This is a genomic window from Streptomyces sp. NPDC005794 (genome assembly GCF_042871445.1).
Taxonomy (GTDB): Bacteria; Actinomycetota; Actinomycetes; order Streptomycetales; family Streptomycetaceae; genus Streptomyces.
Genome location: NZ_JBIAIN010000003.1, coordinates 388,817 through 409,380 on the forward strand (window position 1 = coordinate 388,817; position 20,564 = coordinate 409,380).

15 protein-coding genes are annotated in these 20,564 nt (G+C 70.2%); 12 read left to right on the forward strand and 3 right to left on the reverse strand.

All coding sequences use genetic code 11. The features are described 5' to 3' along the window. Positions 1-116: 116 nt before the first annotated feature. Together cimA and ACFYQ5_RS06475 are read left to right on the forward strand one after the other, a co-directional pair. Complete coding sequence (gene cimA, locus ACFYQ5_RS06470; RefSeq protein WP_389193960.1) at positions 117-1,724, forward strand: citramalate synthase; 1,608 nt, start codon at positions 117-119, stop codon at positions 1,722-1,724. Between the two features lie 215 nt (positions 1,725-1,939). After that, positions 1,940-2,362: a hypothetical protein gene (locus ACFYQ5_RS06475; protein ID WP_389193963.1), complete on the forward strand. Its 423-nt coding sequence runs from the start codon at positions 1,940-1,942 to the stop codon at positions 2,360-2,362. Between the two features lie 15 nt (positions 2,363-2,377). Here ACFYQ5_RS06475 and ACFYQ5_RS06480 read toward each other — a convergent pair whose 3' ends face one another. Beyond that, positions 2,378-4,246 carry a ricin-type beta-trefoil lectin domain protein gene (locus ACFYQ5_RS06480; RefSeq protein WP_389193966.1) on the reverse strand — a complete coding sequence of 623 codons (1,869 nt, stop codon included), beginning with the start codon at positions 4,244-4,246 and terminating at the stop codon, positions 2,378-2,380. A gap of 279 nt (positions 4,247-4,525) precedes the next feature. Between ACFYQ5_RS06480 and ACFYQ5_RS06485 the strand changes: the two genes are divergently transcribed. From ACFYQ5_RS06485 to ACFYQ5_RS06525, 9 genes are all read left to right on the forward strand, one after another. After that, positions 4,526-5,500 (forward strand): LacI family DNA-binding transcriptional regulator, encoded by a 975-nt coding sequence (locus ACFYQ5_RS06485; protein ID WP_389193969.1) that lies wholly within the window; start codon positions 4,526-4,528, stop codon positions 5,498-5,500. A 126-nt stretch (positions 5,501-5,626) separates the two neighbouring features. Next, the gene (locus ACFYQ5_RS06490; RefSeq protein ID WP_389193972.1) at positions 5,627-7,306 is read left to right on the forward strand and encodes an ABC transporter substrate-binding protein; all 1,680 of its coding nucleotides are present in this window, start codon (positions 5,627-5,629) and stop codon (positions 7,304-7,306) included. A gap of 133 nt (positions 7,307-7,439) precedes the next feature. Beyond that, positions 7,440-8,495: an ABC transporter ATP-binding protein gene (locus ACFYQ5_RS06495; RefSeq protein WP_389193975.1), complete on the forward strand. Its 1,056-nt coding sequence runs from the start codon at positions 7,440-7,442 to the stop codon at positions 8,493-8,495. Beyond that, positions 8,492-9,472 carry an ABC transporter permease gene (locus ACFYQ5_RS06500; RefSeq protein ID WP_389193978.1) on the forward strand — a complete coding sequence of 327 codons (981 nt, stop codon included), beginning with the start codon at positions 8,492-8,494 and terminating at the stop codon, positions 9,470-9,472. The genes ACFYQ5_RS06495 and ACFYQ5_RS06500 overlap by 4 nt, the downstream gene beginning before the upstream one ends. Positions 9,473-9,843: 371 nt before the next feature. Continuing rightward, positions 9,844-10,857 carry an ABC transporter permease gene (locus ACFYQ5_RS06505; protein WP_389193981.1) on the forward strand — a complete coding sequence of 338 codons (1,014 nt, stop codon included), beginning with the start codon at positions 9,844-9,846 and terminating at the stop codon, positions 10,855-10,857. Beyond that, positions 10,854-11,840 (forward strand): ABC transporter ATP-binding protein, encoded by a 987-nt coding sequence (locus ACFYQ5_RS06510; RefSeq protein WP_389193984.1) that lies wholly within the window; start codon positions 10,854-10,856, stop codon positions 11,838-11,840. Before ACFYQ5_RS06505 ends, ACFYQ5_RS06510 begins: the two co-directional genes overlap by 4 nt. A gap of 52 nt (positions 11,841-11,892) precedes the next feature. Further along, positions 11,893-13,305 carry a GH1 family beta-glucosidase gene (locus ACFYQ5_RS06515; protein ID WP_389193987.1) on the forward strand — a complete coding sequence of 471 codons (1,413 nt, stop codon included), beginning with the start codon at positions 11,893-11,895 and terminating at the stop codon, positions 13,303-13,305. Between the two features lie 44 nt (positions 13,306-13,349). Next, positions 13,350-16,436 carry a glycoside hydrolase family 3 N-terminal domain-containing protein gene (locus tag ACFYQ5_RS06520; protein WP_389193990.1) on the forward strand — a complete coding sequence of 1,029 codons (3,087 nt, stop codon included), beginning with the start codon at positions 13,350-13,352 and terminating at the stop codon, positions 16,434-16,436. Between the two features lie 61 nt (positions 16,437-16,497). Next, complete coding sequence (locus ACFYQ5_RS06525; RefSeq protein WP_389193993.1) at positions 16,498-17,898, forward strand: hypothetical protein; 1,401 nt, start codon at positions 16,498-16,500, stop codon at positions 17,896-17,898. Here ACFYQ5_RS06525 and ACFYQ5_RS06530 read toward each other — a convergent pair. Continuing rightward, positions 17,895-18,515 carry an MSMEG_1061 family FMN-dependent PPOX-type flavoprotein gene (locus ACFYQ5_RS06530; protein ID WP_389193995.1) on the reverse strand — a complete coding sequence of 207 codons (621 nt, stop codon included), beginning with the start codon at positions 18,513-18,515 and terminating at the stop codon, positions 17,895-17,897. The two genes, ACFYQ5_RS06525 and ACFYQ5_RS06530, sit on opposite strands and share 4 nt — an antisense overlap. A gap of 168 nt (positions 18,516-18,683) precedes the next feature. Between ACFYQ5_RS06530 and ppk2 the strand changes: the two genes are divergently transcribed. Beyond that, positions 18,684-19,637 (forward strand): polyphosphate kinase 2, encoded by a 954-nt coding sequence (ppk2, locus tag ACFYQ5_RS06535; RefSeq protein ID WP_389194253.1) that lies wholly within the window; start codon positions 18,684-18,686, stop codon positions 19,635-19,637. 43 nt (positions 19,638-19,680) lie between these two features. Here the strand turns inward: ppk2 and map are convergent, their stop codons facing one another. After that, positions 19,681-20,499: a type I methionyl aminopeptidase gene (map, locus tag ACFYQ5_RS06540; RefSeq protein WP_389193998.1), complete on the reverse strand. Its 819-nt coding sequence runs from the start codon at positions 20,497-20,499 to the stop codon at positions 19,681-19,683. Positions 20,500-20,564 lie beyond the last annotated feature (65 nt).

Consider the following 20,564-nt stretch of genomic DNA (forward strand, 5'->3'; position numbering starts at 1 on the left):
CGAGGGGTTTTTTCGTTTTCCGGCCCCCACCACGGCCGGAGCGAGGCACGCGAGAGGATGGGGGCAAGTGGAGCCGATTCGTCCGGATCCGCTCACCCGACAGGAGTCAGATCAGCATGACCACCAAGGCCACGGCCCCCGACGACACCTTCCACGTCTTCGACACCACGCTGCGCGACGGTGCGCAGCGTGAAGGCATCAACCTGACGGTCGCGGACAAGCTGACCATTGCCCGGCATCTGGACGACTTCGGCGTGGGCTTCATCGAGGGCGGCTGGCCCGGCGCCAACCCCCGGGACACCGAGTTCTTCGCCCGGGCCCAGCAGGAGATCGACTTCGAGCACGCCCAGCTCGTCGCTTTCGGCGCCACCCGCAGGGCCGGCGCCAAGGCAGCCGAGGACCCGCAGGTCCAGGCGCTCCTGGACTCGGGCGCCCCGGTGATCACGCTGGTCGCCAAGTCCCACGACCGTCATGTGGAGCTCGCCCTGCGCACCACCCTGGAGGAGAACCTCGAGATGGTCCGCGACACCGTCGCCCACCTCCGGGAACAGGGCCGCCGGGTCTTCGTCGACTGCGAGCACTTCTTCGACGGCTACCGCGCGAACGCCGAGTACGCCAAGTCGGTCGTGCGCACCGCCCATGAGGCCGGCGCCGACGTGGTCATCCTCTGCGACACCAACGGCGGGATGCTTCCCGCACAGGTGCAGGCGGTCGTTTCCACCGTCCTCGCCGACACCGGCGCCCGGCTCGGCATCCACGCCCAGGACGACACGGGCTGCGCGGTCGCCAACACCCTGGCCGCCGTGGACGCGGGCGCCACCCATGTGCAGTGCACCGCCAACGGCTACGGCGAGCGGGTCGGCAACGCCAACCTCTTCCCGGTCGTCGCCGCGCTGGAGCTCAAGTACGGCAAGACCGTCCTGCACGAGGGCGCGCTCGCCGACATGACCCGTATCTCCCACGCCATCGCCGAGGTCGTCAACCTCACGCCGTCCACCCACCAGCCGTACGTCGGTGTCTCCGCGTTCGCGCACAAGGCCGGGCTGCACGCCTCCGCGATCAAGGTGGACCCGGACCTCTACCAGCACATCGACCCGGAGCGCGTCGGCAACACCATGCGGATGCTCGTCTCCGACATGGCGGGCCGCGCCTCCATCGAGCTCAAGGGCAAGGAGCTCGGCATCGACCTGGGAGGCGACCGCGCGCTCGTCCAGCGGGTCGTCGAGCGGGTCAAGGAGCGCGAGCTCAAGGGCTACACCTACGAGGCGGCCGACGCCTCCTTCGAGCTGCTGCTGCGCGCCGAGGTCGAGGGCCGGCCGCGCCGTTACTTCCGCACCGAGTCCTGGCGGGCCATCGCCGAGAACCGCCCCGACGGCACCCACGCCAACGAGGCGACCGTGAAGCTCTGGGCCAAGGGGGAGCGGATCGTCGCCACCGCCGAGGGGAACGGCCCGGTCAACGCCCTGGACCGGGCGCTGCGCGTCGGCCTGGAACGGATCTACCCGCAGCTCGCCAAGCTGGAACTGATCGACTACAAGGTCCGCATCCTGGAAGGCCGCACCGGCACCGAATCCACCACCCGGGTGCTGATCACCACGGGCGACGGCTCCGGTGACTGGGCGACGGTCGGCGTGGCCGAGAACGTCATCGCCGCGTCCTGGCAGGCGCTGGAGGACGCGTACACCTACGGCCTGCTGCGGGCCGGTGTGGAGCCCACCGACTAGCCGGACCGTCTCGAGGGCGCGGGGCGGCGTCGCGGATTCGATCCGGAGCACGCAGGACCCCCTCGTGGCCTGGGCTGTTGCGGCAGAGCGCAACAGCCTGGCCGGCCAGGGCCGAAGCGGAGAAGCTGATGCGGTGAACAGGCGCCCGGGAGATCGGTCTCCCGGGCGCCTCGTGCGGATCCGCGCAGTGTCGGCACCCAGAGGGAGAGCGGGACATGAGGAAGACGACGAAGCGGCTGGCGGCGGTAGCGGCCGGACTGGTCATGGCAGCCGGAGGGCTCACGGTCGGAACCGCGTCGACCGCGGCGGCAGCGACCTGTTACGACGGTGCGGTCAGCAAGACCTTCAACATGGGAACGGACCAGTCCGAGCACCGTTTCGGCCCCTACACCACCACCTCACGGTGCAGCGACATCAACCTGAAGTTCACCAGCTGGGGCAACGCCGGCATGCTGGCCGTGCGGGTGTGCTTCCATCCGGCCTCCGGTGGCACGACCTGCAACTCCTGGAAGGAGTTCTACAAGTCGAGCGACCTGAACCGGTGGCGAGTGATCGCCACCGATGTCAAGGACGGCACAAAGTACAGCGTTTCCATGGACTACGCCAGCAACACCTTCAAGGGCGCCCTGGCCCACTGAACGGCCGGCCCGCCCCTACCGGAGCTGCCACTTCTGGTTGGCGGCTCCGGTGCACGTCCAGAGCTGGACGCGGGCCCCGTTGGCCGTGGACCGGTCGGCCACGTCCAAACACTTGTCCGCCGCCGTGTTGACCACGTCTCCCGTCGAGGCGTTGTACGTCCAGCGTTGCGCCCCGGAGCCGTTGCAGGTGTACAGCTGGACCTTTGCTCCGTCGGCCGTCGCGCCTGATTCGACGTCCAGGCAGGCGCCCAGCGTCTTCACGGAGCCGTCCGCGCCGACCGTCCAGCGCTGGTTGGCCGCGCCGGTGCAGTCCCAGAGCTGGACGGGGGTGCCGTCGGCGCCGGTGTTGCCCGTGGCGTCCAGGCACTTGCCGCCGTTCCCGGCGAGGGCGCCGCTGCTGCCCGAGGACCCGGACTGGCTGCCCGACCAGGTGAACGTCGCCGAGGTGCGGCCGGGCAGGGAGTAGGTGAACTTCTGTCCGCCCCAGTTGACGGTGACCTGCTGGGCCGACGCCGAACCGTTGTAGGCGATCAGGGCCTTCGAGCCGTCCGGGTTGCGCCAGGCCACGTTGGGCACGGTGGAGCTGCCGGTGGAGGCGATGCGGGCGGCGCCGGGCCGGACGTACTTCGTCAGGTGGCCCATCGTGTAGTACTCGATGGTGTAGTCGACCTGGCCGTGCCTGCTGTCCCCGTTGTGCACGGTGATCAGCCCGTCGCAGGTGCCGCAGCCGCCGTTGTGCGGGCCGCGGTTCTGGTCGACGGCCAGCGACCACTTGGTCACCGACTTCGCCCAGTTGCGGGTGTAGTCGATGATGTTGAGCATGTCCTCGCGCTGCTGGTCGGCGATCCAGGTGCCGCCGGAGTGCTCGGTCTGGAAGGCGTCCAGCTCCGGGTACCGGTCGTGCACCGCCGTCTGCTTGGCGACGTCACCGCCGTAGCCGTGCCAGGCGACCCCGCCGAAGTTCGGATGGCTGCGCACCGCGGCGTCGTCGACCGTCTCGGCGGCGTACGCGTCGTAGGTGTCCCAGTTCCAGTCGTGCGCCAGGACCTTGGTGGACAGGCCGGCCGACCGGAGTCCGGGCAGCAGCTCGCTCTTGGTGAAGTAGGCGAGGCCCGAGCCGTTCCAGCTCATGGAGGGATAGCCGGAACAGCAGGTGGGCTCGTTCTGCGCGGTGACGTAGTCGACCGGGACGCCCTGGTCCTTCCAGGCCTGGAGGTACTTGACGAAGTAGTCGGCGTACGTCCCGTAGTTCTCGGCCTTCAGCCAGCCGCCGTCGAGCTGCCCGTTGTCCTTCATCCAGGCGGGCGCGGTCCACGGGGAGGCGACCGTCGTCAGCGCGGGGTTGAGCTGCTTGGCTTGCTTGGTCAGCGGCAGCACGTCCTGCAGATCGTGTGCGATCGAGAAGTTGGCGAGGCCCGGGTCCGTCTGTCCGGCCGGCATGTCGTCGTACGTGTAGCCGAAACGAGCCAGGTCGGACCCGCCCATCGGATTGCGCACGAACGACAGCCCGATGCCCTCCGTGGGGGAGAAGAGCTTCTTCATCGTCGCGTCGCGGGTGGCCTGGCTGAGCGCACCGCTGCCCTTCATGAGCCAGGCCGCGGTGTCCGTGAACGAGGCGCCGCCGCCGGTGAAGGTCTGGTAGCGGGTGTTCTCGTCGACGGTGATGTTCGTGCCGGAGCCGCCGTTGCCGGCCCCGAAGGCGACCGGTGTCTGTGCCTCGAGGCCACGCGTGACATGGCGGCCGCCGGAGTCGTCCGTGGTGGTCAGCGCGATGTTCACGGTCTCACCGGCGGCCTGTGCGGTACCGGAGGAGAGTCCGGCCAGTCCCGCGGTCGCGAGCGCCGTCGCGACGAGGACTCTCACCGCTCTGCTTGTCCGAATCATGGGCTGCTGCCTTTCTCGGCAGGGGCGTGGGGGAAATGCCGTCGAACGAGCGTGAGTGAACGGGTATTACGTGTTCGCGTCAAGAGGTTCGTATGTTCAAGAAGTGAATGGAAGGGCTCCCGGACCTGCTTCGAGCATGGGTACGGACCAATCTCGGCGTGAAGTATTGACGCCCCTGTTCCGGCGCGGTTAACTCCAGCCGCAACGCCGGTACCGGTTCCGGAACCGGTACCGAAGCCCCGCTCCCACCCCTGCCCTGCCTTGTCCCTGGAGGCCCCGTTGCGTGTCACCATCGCCGATGTCGCCCGCGAGGCCGGCGTCAGCAAGACGACCGTGTCACGGGTCATCAACTTCAAGGGAGAAGTGGACGGTTCGACGGCCGCCCGCGTTCGTGAAGTGATCGCGGCCCTCGGCTACGTACCCAGCTCGGGCGCCGTCGGGCTGGCCCGTGGCAGCAGCCGCACCGTCGGGATGCTGGTCCCCTCGCTCACCTGGCCGTGGATGGGCGAAGTGCTCCAGGGTGTCGTCGACACCGTCGAGGCCGCCGATTACGGGCTGCTGCTCTTCACCTGCAACCGGGGCGTCGAGTCCGTCGCGCGCTTCACCGCACAGGTGTCGGCGCGCGCCTTCGACGGACTCGTCGTCGTCGAGCCGGAGAACACGCTCGACCAGCTCACCGCACTCCACCGGTCCGGTCTGCCGATCGTCCTGATCGACGACAGGGGCCACCACCCGGAATTCCCCTCCGTCGTGACCACCAATCACGAGGGAGGCGCGTCCGCCGCCCGGCATCTTCGGGCCGCGGGGCGCACCAGACCCCTGGTCGTCACCGGTCCGCAGCACTTCGGCTGCGTACGTGACCGGCTCGCGGGTTTCCGTTCGGTCCTGCCCACCGAGCTGGTCGTGGACGGGGACTTCACCGAGCGCCAGGGCCGTCTCGCCGTGGAGGAACTCCTGGCGGCGGGAACGCGGTTCGACTCCGTCTTCGCCCACAACGACATCAGCGCGGCCGGGGTCCTGCGGGCCCTGAGGGCAGCCGGCCGCCGGGTGCCCGACGACATCGCGGTGGTCGGTTTCGACGACATCCCGATGGCCGAACACACCGAACCGCCGCTGACCACCGTGCGCCAGCCGGCCCGGCAGATGGGCGAGGTGGCGGCCCGTCTGCTGCTCTCCCACCTCGGCGGCACCGCCGTACCGGACGGCCCGGTCGTGCTGCCCACCGAACTGGTCGTGCGCCACTCGGCGCCGTAACGGACCCGGCCCCGCCGGTCGTCCGTCCGTATCCCTCCCCGAAACCAGCCGCACCAGCACCCGGCGCGTCGAGCGCGCGCTGCCACACCCCGGATCTCCCAGACCCGCAGTCCTCCTGGAGTCGCCATGTCCGTACGCCGTCGTCACACCCTGAGAGCGCTCTCAGCCGCCACCGCCGTGGTCGCGCTCGCCGCCGGCTGCTCGTCCGCCAACTCGGGTGCCAACAAGGGGGGAGGCGCCGGCGCCTCCGGCGTTCTGACCCTCGGCAAGCCGGACGGACCGCAGACGAACAACAGCAACCCGTTCCTCGCGACCTCGGCGAGCGCCACGCTCGGCTACCGGTTCATGATCTACGAGCCGCTGGCGATGACGAACCAGATCCGTCCCACCGACAAGGCGGACCCGTGGCTGGCGACCGCGTGGGACTGGGAGTCCAACTTCACCGAGCTCACCTTCACGCTCGACAAGCGGGCCAAGTGGGCCGACGGCAGGCCGCTGACCGCGGCCGACGTGGCGTTCACCTTCGAACTGCTCAAGAAGCACCCGGCGCTCAACGGCAACGGCATCCCGTACGACGGCATCACGGTCGAGGGAGAGAAGGTCGTACTGACCTTCAAGGAGTCCCAGTTCGTCAACCAGAACAAGATCATCACGACGTACGTCGTGCCCAAGCACATCTGGGAGAAGGTCGAGAACCCGGAGACCTGGCCCAACCGCACCCCGGTCGGCTCCGGCCCGTACAAGCTGAAGACCTTCACCCCGCAGACCACCACGCTGACCGCCACGCCCACCTACTGGAAGGGCGAGACCAAGGTCAAGGAGCTGCGCTACTCCGCGTACAACGACAACAGCGCGGCGACGACGGCCCTGGCGAACGGCAAGCTCGAGTGGTCGTTCGTCTTCATGCCGAACTACAAGCAGCTGTACGTCGCCAAGGACCCGAAGAACCACAAGCTGTGGTTCCCCTCGGGGCTCGGCATCCACGGCCTGTGGTTCAACACCGCCCGCAAGCCGTTCGACAACCCGGCCCTGCGCAAGGCGATGGCCATGGTCGTCGACCGCAAGGCGATCCACGTGCAGGCCCAGGCGACCCTCTACCCGGAGATCAGCAACCCCACCGGCATCCCGCTGCCCGCCGGTGACCCGTTCCTCGCGCCCGAGTACAAGAACGCCACCACGAAGCCCGATGTCGCGGGGGCCAAGAAGATCCTCGACGAGGCCGGGTTCAAGCTCAGCGGCGGCGTCCTGAAGGACCCGGGCGGCAAGCCGGTGGAGCTGACCTTCACCGACCCGGCCGGCTGGAACGACTACATCACCGGGCTCTCCATCATCAAGGACAACATCAAGAAGCTCGGCATCGAGGCCAAGGTCAAGACGCAGACCGCCGAGGCGTGGGGCAACGACGTCGCCAGCGGCAACTTCGACGCCACCCTGCACTGGACCAACAGCGGCGCCACGCCGTACGACATGTACCAGAACATCATGGACGGGGCGATCCTCCAGCCCATCGGCAAGAGCGCCCAGCTCGGCAACTTCGGCCGCTTCAAGAGCCCCGAGGCCACCGCGGCGCTCAAGGAGTACGCCAACGCCACGGACGACGCCACGCGCACCAAGGCCATGAACGCCCTGCAGAAGATCATGGTCGAGCAGGCCCCGATCATCCCGACGGCCGCCGCCCCCATCGGTGCCGAGTACTCCACGAAGAACTGGGTGGGCTGGCCGACCGAGCAGGACCCGTACGCAGCGCCGCAGCACACCCAGCCCGACGCGCTGGAAGTCGTGCTGAACCTGAAGCCCGCCAAGTGAGAGGGGCCGGCCACCGGGGGGCGGCGTCGCCGGAGCGTCGTCGAGCGACGCCGACGCCGCCAGGCGCTGCCCATCGGCAGGCGACGCCGCCCCACCCATCCGCGCGACCTCTGAGTACGGGGAAGTACCGTCCATGACCACCGAACAGTCCGCAGACGTGCGCACCACGAACGACGTGGTGCTCGAAGCACGCGGAGTGACCAAGCACTTCCCCGTACGGCGCACCGCCGGCGACCTCCTCGCCCGCAGGCGCCGCACCGTCCATGCCGTCGACGACGTCTCGCTGAAGCTCCGGCGCGGCACCGTCACGGCGCTGGTGGGGGAGTCGGGCTCCGGAAAGTCCACCGTCGCACGGCTGCTCGCCCAGCTGTACCCGCTCACCGAGGGCGAGATACACCTGGGCGGCACGGCGGTGAAGGCCGGGCGTGGCCGGTCCTTCCGCAGATACGTCAAGCAGGTCCAGCTGATCTTCCAGGACCCGTTCGCCTCGCTCAACCCGGTGCACACCGTGCGCTACCACCTGACCCGGGCGCTCAGGATCCACGACCGGGCGGGGAACGGGGAAGCGGACCTGGCGAAGAACCTGACCGCTCTGCTCGAACGCGTCCAGCTGACACCTCCTCATCAGTTCCTGGACAAGTTCCCGCACGAGCTGTCGGGAGGGCAGCGCCAGCGCGTCGCGATCGCGCGCGCGCTCGGCGCCGACCCTCAGGTGCTGCTGGCCGACGAGCCGGTGTCGATGCTGGACGTGCCGATCCGGCTCGGCGTCCTCAACCTGCTGCGCGACCTCAAGGAGCGCCTGCACCTCGCGATCCTCTACATCACCCACGACATCGCGTCCGCCCGCTACTTCGCGGACACGACCCTGGTGATGTACGCGGGCCGGATCGTCGAGGGCGGTGACAGCGAGACCGTCACCCAGCACCCCGCGCACCCCTACACCCAGCTGCTGATCGCCTCCGCGCCGGACCCGGACCGGGTGGCGGACGAGGAGGCGCAGGAAGAGACCGGAAGCGGCGAGCCGCCCTCACTGATCGCCCCGCCGGACGGCTGCCGCTTCCACCCCCGCTGCCCGAAGGCCATGGAGCGCTGCCGCACCGAACTGCCGCCGCGCTTCGACCTGGCGGACGGCCAGTGGGCCGCCTGCTGGCTGTACGACGGCACCACCGCCGAGGGAGCAGCGAAGTGAAGTACGTCCTCCAGCGGCTGGCCTTCTACGCGGTGACCGCGTGGGCCGCCATCACCATCAACTTCCTGATCCCGCGCCTGATGCCGGGTGACCCGGTCGAGGCCCTGATGAGCCGCTACCAGGGGCAGCTCGACACCACCGCCATCGCCTCCCTGAAGGCGCTGTTCGGGCTCGACGAGAAGCAGTCCGTCTGGTCGCAGTACACCGACTACTGGTCCCACCTGTTCGACGGCGACCTCGGCCTGTCCTTCACCTTCTTTCCGACCCCGGTCAGTGAGGTGATCTCCGCGTCGTTGCCCTGGACGCTCGCGCTGGTCGGCATCACCACCCTGATCAGCTTCCTGCTCGGCACCGGCATCGGCGTCTACAGCGGCTGGCGGCGCGGATCCTGGCTGGACGGACTGCTGCCCGTGACCACCTTCATCTCGGCCATCCCGTACTTCTGGCTCGGCCTCATCGCCATCGCGCTGTTCGCGGTGAAGTGGCAGATCTTCCCGGCCGCCGGAGGGTACGACAACTCCCTGGTCCCGGCCTTCGACTGGCCGTTCATCTCCAGCGCGCTGTACCACGGGGTGCTCCCCGGGGTGACGATCGTGCTGAGCGCCATCGCCGGCTGGATCCTCGGCATGCGCAACATGATGGTGACCGTCTCCTCCGAGGACTACGTCATGGTGGCGCAGGCCAAGGGGCTGTCCGAGCGCCGCGTGATGTTCTCGTACGCCGCGCGCAACGCCGTCCTGCCCAACATCTCCGGCTTCGCCCTCTCACTGGGCTTCATCGTCGGCGGCACCCTGCTGGTCGAGATGGTCTTCTCCTACCCGGGCATCGGCTTCCAGCTGTTCCAGGCCGTCGGAGCCAAGGACTACCCGCTGATGCAGGGCGTCTTCCTGATCATCACGCTCTCCGTGCTCGCCGCGAACCTGCTGGCCGACATGGCCTACGCCCTCCTCGACCCGCGCACCCGCAAGGAGGCCTAGGCCGTGTTTCGGAAGTCCCGCCTGTCCGGCGACGCCTGGCACGCACGCTCGCCGCGTTGTCGGGATCACCCGATACTCCCCCAGGGTTCGCCTGGGAGGTGCCCCCATGCGTACCGGGGCGACCCTCCGCCTTGCGATCGCACGCACCGGACGCCGCCGGCCCCGCCCTCCGGGCGGACGGCGCTACTTCCGAAACACGCCCTAGTGGGCCTCTCTTCCGGGACAGGCAGGGCTCGCGCGGTCCGGCACGCACATCCGCGGCGTTGTCGTCAGTCCTCAACGTTCCGCGTTGCCTCCCTCCTCCGCCTTGCGGCTGCACGCACCAGACCGCGCTCCCTGTTCCGGCCTGCCCCGGAAGAGAGGCCCTGACCATGTCCGTCACCACCACCACCGACCTCGTCGTCGCGGACGCCGCCCCCGCCGCGTCCCGGGCCAGGCTCCGCTTCCTGCGCGGCGGGAAGACCCGCACCGGGCTGCTGATCCTCGCGTTCTTCGTCGTCCTCGCCGTGGCGGGCCCCTGGCTCGCCCCGTACGACCCGGACGCCATGAGTGAGCAGCTGCTGCAACCGCCGTCCGCCGACCACTGGTTCGGGACGACGCAGACCGGGCAGGACGTCCTCTCGCAGATCCTGGTCGGCACCCGAGGGGTGCTGCTCGTCGGCTTCCTCGCGGGCATCCTGGCGACCGTGCTCTCCGTACTCATCGGAGTCAGCGCCGGATTCCTCGGCGGAGCCGCCGACGAGATCCTCTCGATGCTCTCCAACATCTTCCTCGTCATCCCGGGCCTGCCGCTGATCATCATCATCGCGAGCTTCGTCGAGGACACCGGAGACCTGCTGATCGCCGCCGTCATCGCCCTCACCTCCTGGGCCTGGGGCGCGCGCGTCCTGCGCGCCCAGACCCTGTCGCTCCGGCGCCGCGACTACGTGGAGGCGGCGCGGGCCACCGGCGAATCCACCTGGCGGATCATCCTCTTCGAGGTCCTGCCGAACCTCACCGCCGTCATCGCGTCCGGCTTCGTCGGCACCGTCATCTTCGCGGTCCTCTCGGAGATCACCCTCGCCTTCATCGGCGTCGCCGACATCTCCCACTGGAACTGGGGCACCGTGCTCTTCTGGGCCCAGTCCAACCAGGCCCTGGCCCAGGGCGCCTGGTGGTGGTTCGTACCCGCCGGACTGTGCATCGCCCTGCTGGGCACCGCCCTCTCGCTCATCAACTTCGGCATCGACGAGTTCGTCAACCCGCGCCTGCGCACCGCGACGGGCGCCTCCCGGAAGGTCCGGATGCGGGTCGGTTTCACCCCCGTGGCCCGCACCGCGCCGGCCCCCTCAGAGGACGCCCCACCCGAGACGCCCGGAACGCCCAGCAAGGAGCCCAGCGCATGACCGCCGAGCCGATCCTCACCATCAGCGGCCTGAACGTCGACTACGGCACCGGTGCGAGTGGCGTCCGCGCGCTGCGGGACATCGACCTGACCCTGCACCGCGGTGAAGTCCTCGGCCTGGCGGGCGAGTCGGGCTCGGGCAAGTCCACACTGGCGTACGCCGTCACCCGGCTGCTCTCCCCGCCCGGGGTGATCACCGGCGGCGACGTCCACTACCACCGGCCGGGCGGCGAGCCCGTCGACATCCTCTCCCTCACGCCGGACGAGCTGCGCGCCTTCCGCTGGCAGGAACTGTCGATCGTGTTCCAGGGCGCGATGAACTCGCTGAACCCGGTGCACACCGTCCACAGCCAGCTCACCGACGTCCTCACCGCGCACCGCCCCGGCATGCGGGCCGCCGAGCGCACCGCGCGGGCCGAGGAGCTGCTCGGCCTCGTCGGGATCTCCGCCGACCGGCTCGCCGCCTATCCGCACCAGCTCTCCGGCGGCATGCGCCAGCGCGTGATGATCGCGATGGCGCTCGCCCTGGAACCCGAGATCGTCATCATGGACGAACCCACCACCGCGCTCGATGTGGTGATGCAGCGTCAGATCCTGCGCAAGCTGGTGGAACTGCGGGAGCGCCTCTCGTTCTCCGTCGTGTTCATCACCCATGACATCTCGCTGCTGATCGAGTTCTCCGACCGGATCGCGATCATGTACGGCGGACGGATCGTGGAACAGGCCGGCGCCACCGAGATCTACCGGAACCCCCGCCACCCCTACAGCGAGGGCCTCCTGCACTCCTTCCCCGCGCTGCACGGCCCCCGCCGCGAGCTCACCGGCATCCCCGGATCGCCCCCGCACCTGTCCGCGATGCCCACCGGGTGCGCCTTCCACCCCCGCTGCGGCAAGGCGTTCGAGCCGTGCGCCCAGCGGGTCCCGGTCCTCGCCCCGCCGGAGGCCGGCCAGGACCGCGAGGCCGCCTGCTGGTTGCACCACTGACCGTCCGCACCGCCGCCCACCACCCCACAGGACACCTGGAGTACGGAGACCCATGAACCTCGTCACGCCCCGCAGCAGCCTGCAGCCCGCCGCCGTCCAGGGACTCCCTGCCGACTTCCGCTGGGGCGTCGCCACCTCCTCGTACCAGATCGAGGGCGCCGCTTCGGAGGACGGCCGCACCCCGTCGATCTGGGACACCTACTGCCGTGTGCCGGGTGCCGTGCACAACGCGGAGCACGGCGACGTGGCCTGCGACCACTACCACCGGATGCCCGAGGACGTGGAGCTGATCGCGGGCCTCGGAGTCGACACGTACCGCTTCTCGCTGGCCTGGCCGCGCATCCAGCCGGGCGGCCGGGGCCCCGCCAACGCCAAGGGACTCGACTTCTACAAGCGGCTGGTCGACGAGCTCCAGGGCAGGAACGTCACCCCCTGGATCACCCTCTACCACTGGGACCTGCCGCAGGAGCTGGAGGACGCGGGCGGCTGGCCGGCCCGCGACACCGCCCTGCGCTTCGCCGAGTACGCCATGCTCGCCTACGAGGCACTCGGCGACCGGGTCGAGCACTGGACGACCCTGAACGAGCCGTGGTGCTCGGCGATGCTCGGATACGCCTACGGGGCGCACGCCCCCGGCCGCGGCGACCTGGGCGACGCCATGGGCGCCGTCCACCACCTGCTCCTGGGCCACGGCCTCGCCGCCCGGCAGATGCGCGAGGCGGCGGGGAGCAACCCGCTGGAACTCGGCATCACCCTCAACCTCGGCACCGCCACCCCGGAGACCGACAGCGAGGCCGACCGGGACGCCTGCCGCCGCGCCGACGGCATGGGCACCCGCCTCTACCTCGACCCGATCGTCCACGGCCGCTACCCGCAGGACGTCGTGGACGACCTCGCGGCCCAGAACATCGAACTGCCCGTCCAGGAAGGCGACCTGGAAGCCATCGCCACCCCCCTCGACGTCCTCGGCGTCAACTTCTACCGCGGCGCCCTGTTCTCCGGAGTCACCGAGGGCGGGTCGCCGACCGACGCCGACGGCCTCCCCGTCGTCCGCGGAGTGGAGCGCGACCTGCCCCGCACGGCCATGGACTGGGAGATCACCCCCACCGAGCTCACCGATCTGCTCCTGCGGCTCCAGAGCGACTACGCGCTGCCGACCGTCATCACCGAGAACGGCGCCGCCTTCGACGACACCGTCGCCGCCGACGGCTCGGTGCCCGACGCCGACCGCACCGCCTATCTCGCCGACCACATCGCAGCCGTGTCCGAGGCCCGCAGGCAGGGAGCCGACGTCCGGGGCTACTTCGCCTGGTCGCTGATGGACAACTTCGAGTGGGCCTACGGCTACGACAAGCGGTTCGGCATCGTCCGCGTCGACTACGACACGCAGGTGCGGACGCTCAAGGACAGCGCCAAGTGGTACCGCGACACGATCCACCTCACCCGGAACGCCCGCACCGACTGATCTCCCCCGTGCCGAACCGCCACCGGAGCAGAGAAGAGTCCTCCATGACCCGCACACCTCACGTCCGCGCACGCCACCGGGCGAGACCGGTGACCGCCGCGCTCGCCGCCGCCACCGTCCTCGCCTCCCTGCTCGCCGGGGCCGTCCCCAGCGCGGCGGCCGACGGCGACGAGCCCGCACCGGTCCTCGTCGACCGCTTCGAGGGCGAGGTCCCGCTCGGCAACCCGCCCGCCGACGCCCTCTTCACCTGGGGCGGCGACGCCGACGACCACCCCGCTCTGGAGCTGAAGGAGCGCGCCGACGCCCCCGAAGGCGCCAAGGTCCTCCAGGGCACCTACGACATCAGCGCCTACGGCGGGCTCAGCCACGAGTTCGCGGTGGACCAGCCCCCGAAGGACTGGACGGCCCACAAGGGCGTCCGCTTCTGGTGGTACGGCCAGAACACCGCGCCGCTGCCGCCCGGTTCGGGCAAGCGGATCAACTTCGAGATCAAGGACGGCGGCGCGAACGGCGGCGCCTCCGAGCTGTGGACCACCTCCTTCACCGACGACTGGGAGGGCTGGCAGCAGGTCGAGATCCCCTTCGCGGACTTCGTCTACCGGGCCGACTACCAGCCCGTCGGCGGCATCGACCAGGTCCTCGGCCTGAACGAGATGTGGGGCTACGCCCTCACCCTCCCGACCGGCGCACCCGGCTCCTTCGCCATGGACGCCGTCGAGCTGTACGGGAAGGCCGACCCGGCCCTGAAGTCGAGCGTCGTCGTCGACTCCGCCGTGCACCCCGTCAAGGAGGGCGCCACCGCGGACATCAGGATCTCCGTCGCGACGACCGGCTCCCTCCCCGTCGAGGAACCCGTCACCGTCGCGTACACCACCAAGGGCGGCAGCGCCGGCGCCGGCAAGGACTACACGCCGGTCACCGGTACGCACACCTTCCCGGCGGGCACCGCCTCCGGCACCACCCACACCGTCTCCGTGGCCACGGCCGAGGACAAGGGCGCCGAGTCGGCGGAGACGATCCCGCTGGAGCTCACCGTCACCGGGGCCAAGGCGCCCAAGGAGAACCCGCAGGTCGTCATCGACGCCCACGGGCTGCCGTACCAGAACGCGAAGCTTCCGGTGAAGAAGCGCGTCGCCGACCTGCTGGCTCGGATGTCCCCGGCCGAGAAGGCCGGTCAGATGACCCAGGCCGAGCGCAACGCGCTGAAGTCGCAGGGCGACATCGCCACGTACGACCTCGGCTCGCTGCTCTCCGGCGGTGGCTCCGTGCCCACCCCGAACACGCCCGAGGCCTGGGCGAAGATGACCGACGCCTACCAGCTGCGCGCGCAGGCGACCCGCTTCCAGATCCCGCTGATCTACGGCGTGGACGCGGTGCACGGCCACAACAACGTGATCGGCGCGACGATCATGCCGCACAACATCGGCATCGGTGCGGGCCGCGACCCGAAGCTCGCCGGCAGGACGGGCGCCGTCACCGCGAGCGAGGTCCGCGCCACCGGCGTCCCGTGGGACTTCGCCCCCTGTGTGTGCGTCACCCGCGACGAGCGCTGGGGCCGTTCCTACGAGGCGTACGGCGAGGACCCGGCCCTGGTCGAGGCCATGGAGACGGTCATCACCGGCATGCAGGGCAGCCCGTCCGGCAAGGATCTGGACCGCAACGACAAGGTGCTGGCCAGCGCCAAGCACTTCGTCGGCGACGGCGGCACGGAGTTCGGCTCGTCCACCACCGGCTCGTACACCATCGACCAGGGCGTCACGAAGGTCACCCGCGAGGAGCTCGAAGCGGTGCACCTCTCGCCGTTCGCCGAGTCCGTGAAGCGGGGAGTCGGCACGGTCATGCCGTCGTACTCCTCGCTGGACGTCCTCGGTGACGACGCGGGCCCGGTGAAGATGCACGCCAACGCCGAGATGATCAACGGCGTGCTCAAGGACCGGATGGGCTTCGAGGGCTTCGTCATCAGCGACTGGCAGGCCATCGACCAGATCCCCGGTGACTACGCGAGCGACGTCCGCACCTCGGTCAACGCCGGGCTGGACATGATCATGGTCCCGACCGCGTACCAGGACTTCACGAAGACCCTCCAGGACGAGGTCACCGCCGACCGGATCAGCCAGGCCCGCATCGACGACGCCGTCTCCCGGATCCTCACCCAGAAGTTCCGCCTGGGTCTCTTCGAGAAGCCGTACGCCGACACCTCCGACCTGGACAAGGTCGGCTCCGCCGAGCACCGCGCGGTCGCCCGCGAGGCAGCCGCCAAGTCCCAGGTGCTGCTGAAGAACGACGGCGCGGTCCTGCCGCTCGAGCCGTCGCAGAAGGTGTACGTCGCCGGATCCAACGCCGACGACCTCGGCAACCAGGCCGGCGGCTGGACCATCAGCTGGCAGGGCGCCTCGGGCGCCACCACCACGGGCACGACGATCCTGAAGGGCATCGAGAAGAACACCTCGTCCGCCACCTGGTCCCAGGACGCCTCAGCCCCCACCGAGGGGTACGACGCCGGAGTCGTGGTCGTCGGCGAGAAGCCGTACGCCGAAGGCATCGGGGACGTCGGCAACGGCCACGACCTGGAGCTCACCGACGCCGACAAGAAGGCCGTCGACACGGTCTGCGCCGCCATGAAGTGCGCGGTCCTCGTCGTCTCGGGCCGCCCGCAGCTCATCGGCGACCGCCTCGGCGACATCGACGCCCTGGTCGCCTCCTGGCTGCCGGGCACCGAGGGCGACGGCGTCGCCGACGTCCTCTACGGCAAGCGGGCCTTCACCGGACAGCTCCCGGTGACCTGGCCGAAGTCCGAGTCGCAGCTGCCGGTCAACGTCGGCGACGCGGCGTACGACCCGCAGTTCCCGTACGGCTGGGGCCTGACCACCCTGCGGAAGGCCCCCGCGGGCGGCGAAGCCACTCTCACCGGCCTCGCCGTCGCCGCGCAGCTCGCCGAGCGGGCGGGCCTCGGGAAGACCGTGGCGGGCAAGGAGATCGTGGACCGGGCGAGGCTGCTGGTCCAGCAGAAGACCGGCGGGAAGCTGACCGAGGCGGTGTCGAAGCCGTTCGCCGAGGCCGACCACCTGCTGCTCACCGGTGACCTCACCGGAGCGGTCGCGAAACTGCGCACGGCGTACCGCGCGGTGTGAACAGCACGCACGTGACCCGGGCGGCGACGCATCTTTCGCCCGCCCGGGTTACTTTCGGAGTATGCGGAAAAGGCTGTTCGCTCCCTTGTGGGCCTGCCTGCTGCTGATCATTTCAGCGGTCGTGCTGGCCGTCCTCCCCGCTGCCCAGGCCGCCGCCCCTGCCACGATCGACGACGCCGCCCGCGCTCTGCGCCAGGGCCCCGTGTACGTCGACCCGGCGGCGTCCGATCAGCTCTCGGCGTCCCAGGAGGCCGCCCTGGAGAAGAAGATCACAGACGCCGACAAGCCGGTCTTCGTGGCCGTCCTGCCCGCGACGTCCGCGTACCCGCCCGAGAACCTCCTGCAGAACCTGCGCACCGACACCGGGATCACCGGCGTCTACGCGGTCCGCCTCGGCGACGGCTTCGACGCGGGCGCCGACCCGCAGGTGATGCCGGTCCGGGCCGTCGAGAACCTCACCACCGCCGTGAAGACCTCCGGCACGGACACCTCCACCGCGACCCAGCTCAACGCCTTCGTCGACCGCGCCGTCGAACAGGCCAGGGGCAACGCCCCGGCCTCCTGGTCCGGCGGAGGTGCCGGTGACGGATCGGGGAACGGCGTACCGGTGGCCGGCCTGATCGTCCTCGGCGGGGTGGTCCTCGTGGGCGGAGGCACCGCGTTCACCGTCGTCCGCCGCAACAGGAAGCGCCGCGAGGAGGAAGAGCGGGCCGCCCTGGAGAAGCTCCGGATCGTCGTGGACGAGGACATCACCGCGTACGGCGAAACCCTGGACCGGCTGGACTTCCATCCTGCCGACAAGGGCGCCGACGACGCGATGCGCATCGACTACGAGCGCGCGCTCGACGCCTACGAGGACGCCAAGTCCCGCATGGGTAACGCCCAGCACCCCTCCGACGTACGCGGGGTCACCCGTGCCCTGGAGGACGGCCGTTTCTCCCTCGCCGTCCTGGAGGCCCGCCGTAAGGGCCGCGCGCTCCCGGCCCGCCGGCCGCCCTGCTTCTTCGACCCGCGCCACGGGCCCTCGGTCGCGGACGTCCTGTGGACGCCGTCCGGCGGCGCCGCCCGCGAGGTCCCGGTCTGCGGCGCGGACGAGGTCCGGCTGCGCGCGGGCGAGGACCCGATGAGCCGCACGGTCGACGTCGGCGACGGCCGCCGCCGCCCCTACTGGGAGGCGGGCCCTGCCTACGGCCCCTGGGCCGGCGGCTACTTCGGCGGCGGCCTGCTCCCGGGCCTGCTGGTCGGCACCATGCTCGGCTCGATGCTCGCCACCCCGGCGTACGCGGGGGAGTACGGGGGCGGTGACTTCGGCGGAGGCGGGGGCGGTGACTGGGGAGGCGGCGACGTCTCCGGCTCCGACTTCGACTCCTCCGGCTTCGGCGGCGGAGGCTTCGGCGGCGGAGGCTTCGGCGACGGCGGCGGTTTCAGTGGCGGCGGAGGCTTCGACGGCGGCGGGTTCTAGGCCTCCGGGCTCGGGGCCTGCGGGTTCGGGGCCTGCGGGTTCGAGGCCTTCGCAGCCGTGCCCTCCCACGTCTCCGGAGCCCACATCCCCGAGCGCTTGAGCGATGCCGGGCAGTGCAGATAGATCTCGTCGATGTCCACGACCAGTGCCAGATCGGGGCGCCGGCCCTTCACCGTCATCGCGTCGAAGAAGGGGGCGTCCGTGAGGACGCGGGCGCGGCCGTTGATCCGCAGGACGGTCATGGTGCCCGGTATGAGGTAGAGCAGCCCGACGTGCGGGTTGGACTGGATGTTGTGGAAGCTGTCGCCGCGACGGTTGCCCGGCAGGTCGGGCAGCGCGAGGGTGCGCGGGTCCAGGACGAGCGTGAAGCCCGGTTCGCCGCCGCGCGGTGAGGTGTCGCAGTTGCCGTCGGCGTCGGAGGTCGACACGGCGCAGAACGGCGCACGGGCCAGGAGGTCCAGGTCGTCCTCGGTGAGTTCCTCGTGGACCTTGTCGATGACGATCGGCCACGGTGTGCCGAGGATCTCGCGCAACTGCTCGGCCGACTCCAGGGGCACCGCCCCGGCCAGGGGGTCGACGGCCTGCGGGGCGGCGGCGTCGGCGGCGGCGTTCGACAAGGGGTTCTCCGTACCTCGTGGGGCACCGCAGCGGATCGCTGACCTGGCACACTGTTAGGTCCACCTTACTTAGAGGCCGCGCGGCTGGGTGAGGCGGCGTTGTCGGCGTCGCGTCCCGCGTCCCGCGTCACCTGGTGGCGCGGGGCGCGAACGGGTGCCAGTCTTGACCTGGTGGAACGTGACCGGGTGGAGAAGCAGCTGCTCGACGGCTTGACCGTCGACACCAGCAGGCCGGAGCAGCCGATCCTGCTGGACGCGGCGGGCAGGCCGATCAAGACCTGGCGCGAGAACTACCCGTACGTCCGCAAGATCCGCCGCAAGGAGTACGAGCGGATCAAGCGCATCCTGCAGATCGAGATGCTCAAGCTGCAGCGCTGGACCAAGGACACCGGTGCGCGGGTCGTCGTGGTCTGCGAGGGACGGGACGCGGCCGGCAAGGGCGGCACCATCCAGCGCTTCACCGAGCGCCTCAACCCGCGTGGCGCGCGCATCGTGGCGCTGGACAAGCCCACGGACCGCGAGCGCGGTCAGTGGTACTTCCAGCGCTACGCGGCCCACCTTCCGGCGCCCGGCGAGATCGTCTTCTTCGACCGCTCCTGGTACAACCGGGCCGGGGTCGAGCGCGTCATGGGCTTCTGCACCCCGCCCGAGTACGAACTCTTCCTCAGGCAGTGCCCGGCCTTCGAGCAGATGCTCGTCGACGACGGGATCGTCGTCGTCAAGTTCTGGTTCTCCGTCTCCCGCGCCGAGCAGCGCACGCGCTTCGCCATCCGCCAGGTCGACCCGGTGCGCCAGTGGAAGCTCTCGCCCACGGACATCGACTCCCTCGACCGGTGGGACGACTACACCACGGCGAAGATCGACATGTTCCGTGCCACCGACACCGAGCACGCGCCGTGGACCGTCGTGAAGAGCAACGACAAGCGCAGGGCCCGCCTCGAAGCGATGCGCAGTCTCCTCGCCCGCGTCGACTACGCGGCGAAGGACGCCGACGCGGTCGGCAGGCCCGACCCCCTCATCGTGGGCGCCGCCGCGACGCTGCTGGAGCCGGGCGAGGAGGACACCGCCCTCTCGCCCACCCGCCTCGCCCCCAACACCGAGGGCCCGGGGGAACACCCGTAGGACGTACGGCGCAGGGGCGCGGCCGGTCGGCCGCGCCTCCTCGTCAGCGTTCGGTCGTCGATGATTCCCGCTGGGCTTCCAGCGCCTTGCCGCTCCGAGGGCGCCGGGTGAGCACGAGCGGGCCGGTCTCGGTGATGGCGACCGTGTGCTCGGAATGAGCGGTGCGCGAGCCGTCGGCCGAGCGGATCGTCCAGCCGTCCGGGTCATAGACGATCTTGTCGGTGCCGGCGGCGAACCAGGGCTCGATCGCCAGGGTCAGACCGGGGCGCAGCTTCCAGCCGCGGCCGGCACGGCCGTCGTTGGGGATGTGCAGGTCCTCGTGCATCGTCCGGCCGATACCGTGACCGCCGAACTCCAGGTTGACGGGGTAGCCGTACTCGGCGGCGACCGCGCCGATGGCCGCCGAGATGTCCCCGAGCCTGTTGCCCGGCAGGGCGACCTTGATCGCGGCCTCCAGGGCGACCTCGGTGGCCTCGATCAGCCGCAGGTCCTCTTCGGCCGGGGTGCCGACGACGACGGAGTAGGCCGAGTCCGCGGCCCAGCCGTCGATGACCACTGCCATGTCCATGGTCAGCAGGTCCCCGTCACGCAGCTTGTAGCTGTGCGGCAGTCCGTGCAGCACGGCGTCGTTGACCGAGAGGCACACCACGTTGCGGAACGGGCCCTTGCCGAACGAGGGCTCGTAGTCCCAGTAGCAGGACTCCGCGCCGCGCTCCTTGATCCGGCGGCGGGCGTGATGCTCCAGGTCCAGCAGGTCGACCCCCACGGCGGCGAGGTCGGCGAGCTCACCCAGTACCTGGCCGACGAACTGTCCAGTGACGTGCATACGTTCGATGTCCTGGGGGGTTTTGTGCTCGATCACTGCGTTCCTCGATCCTCCGGGGTGCTGACAGGTATATTTATACCAGGGGGTGGAGTGGTTGCCGC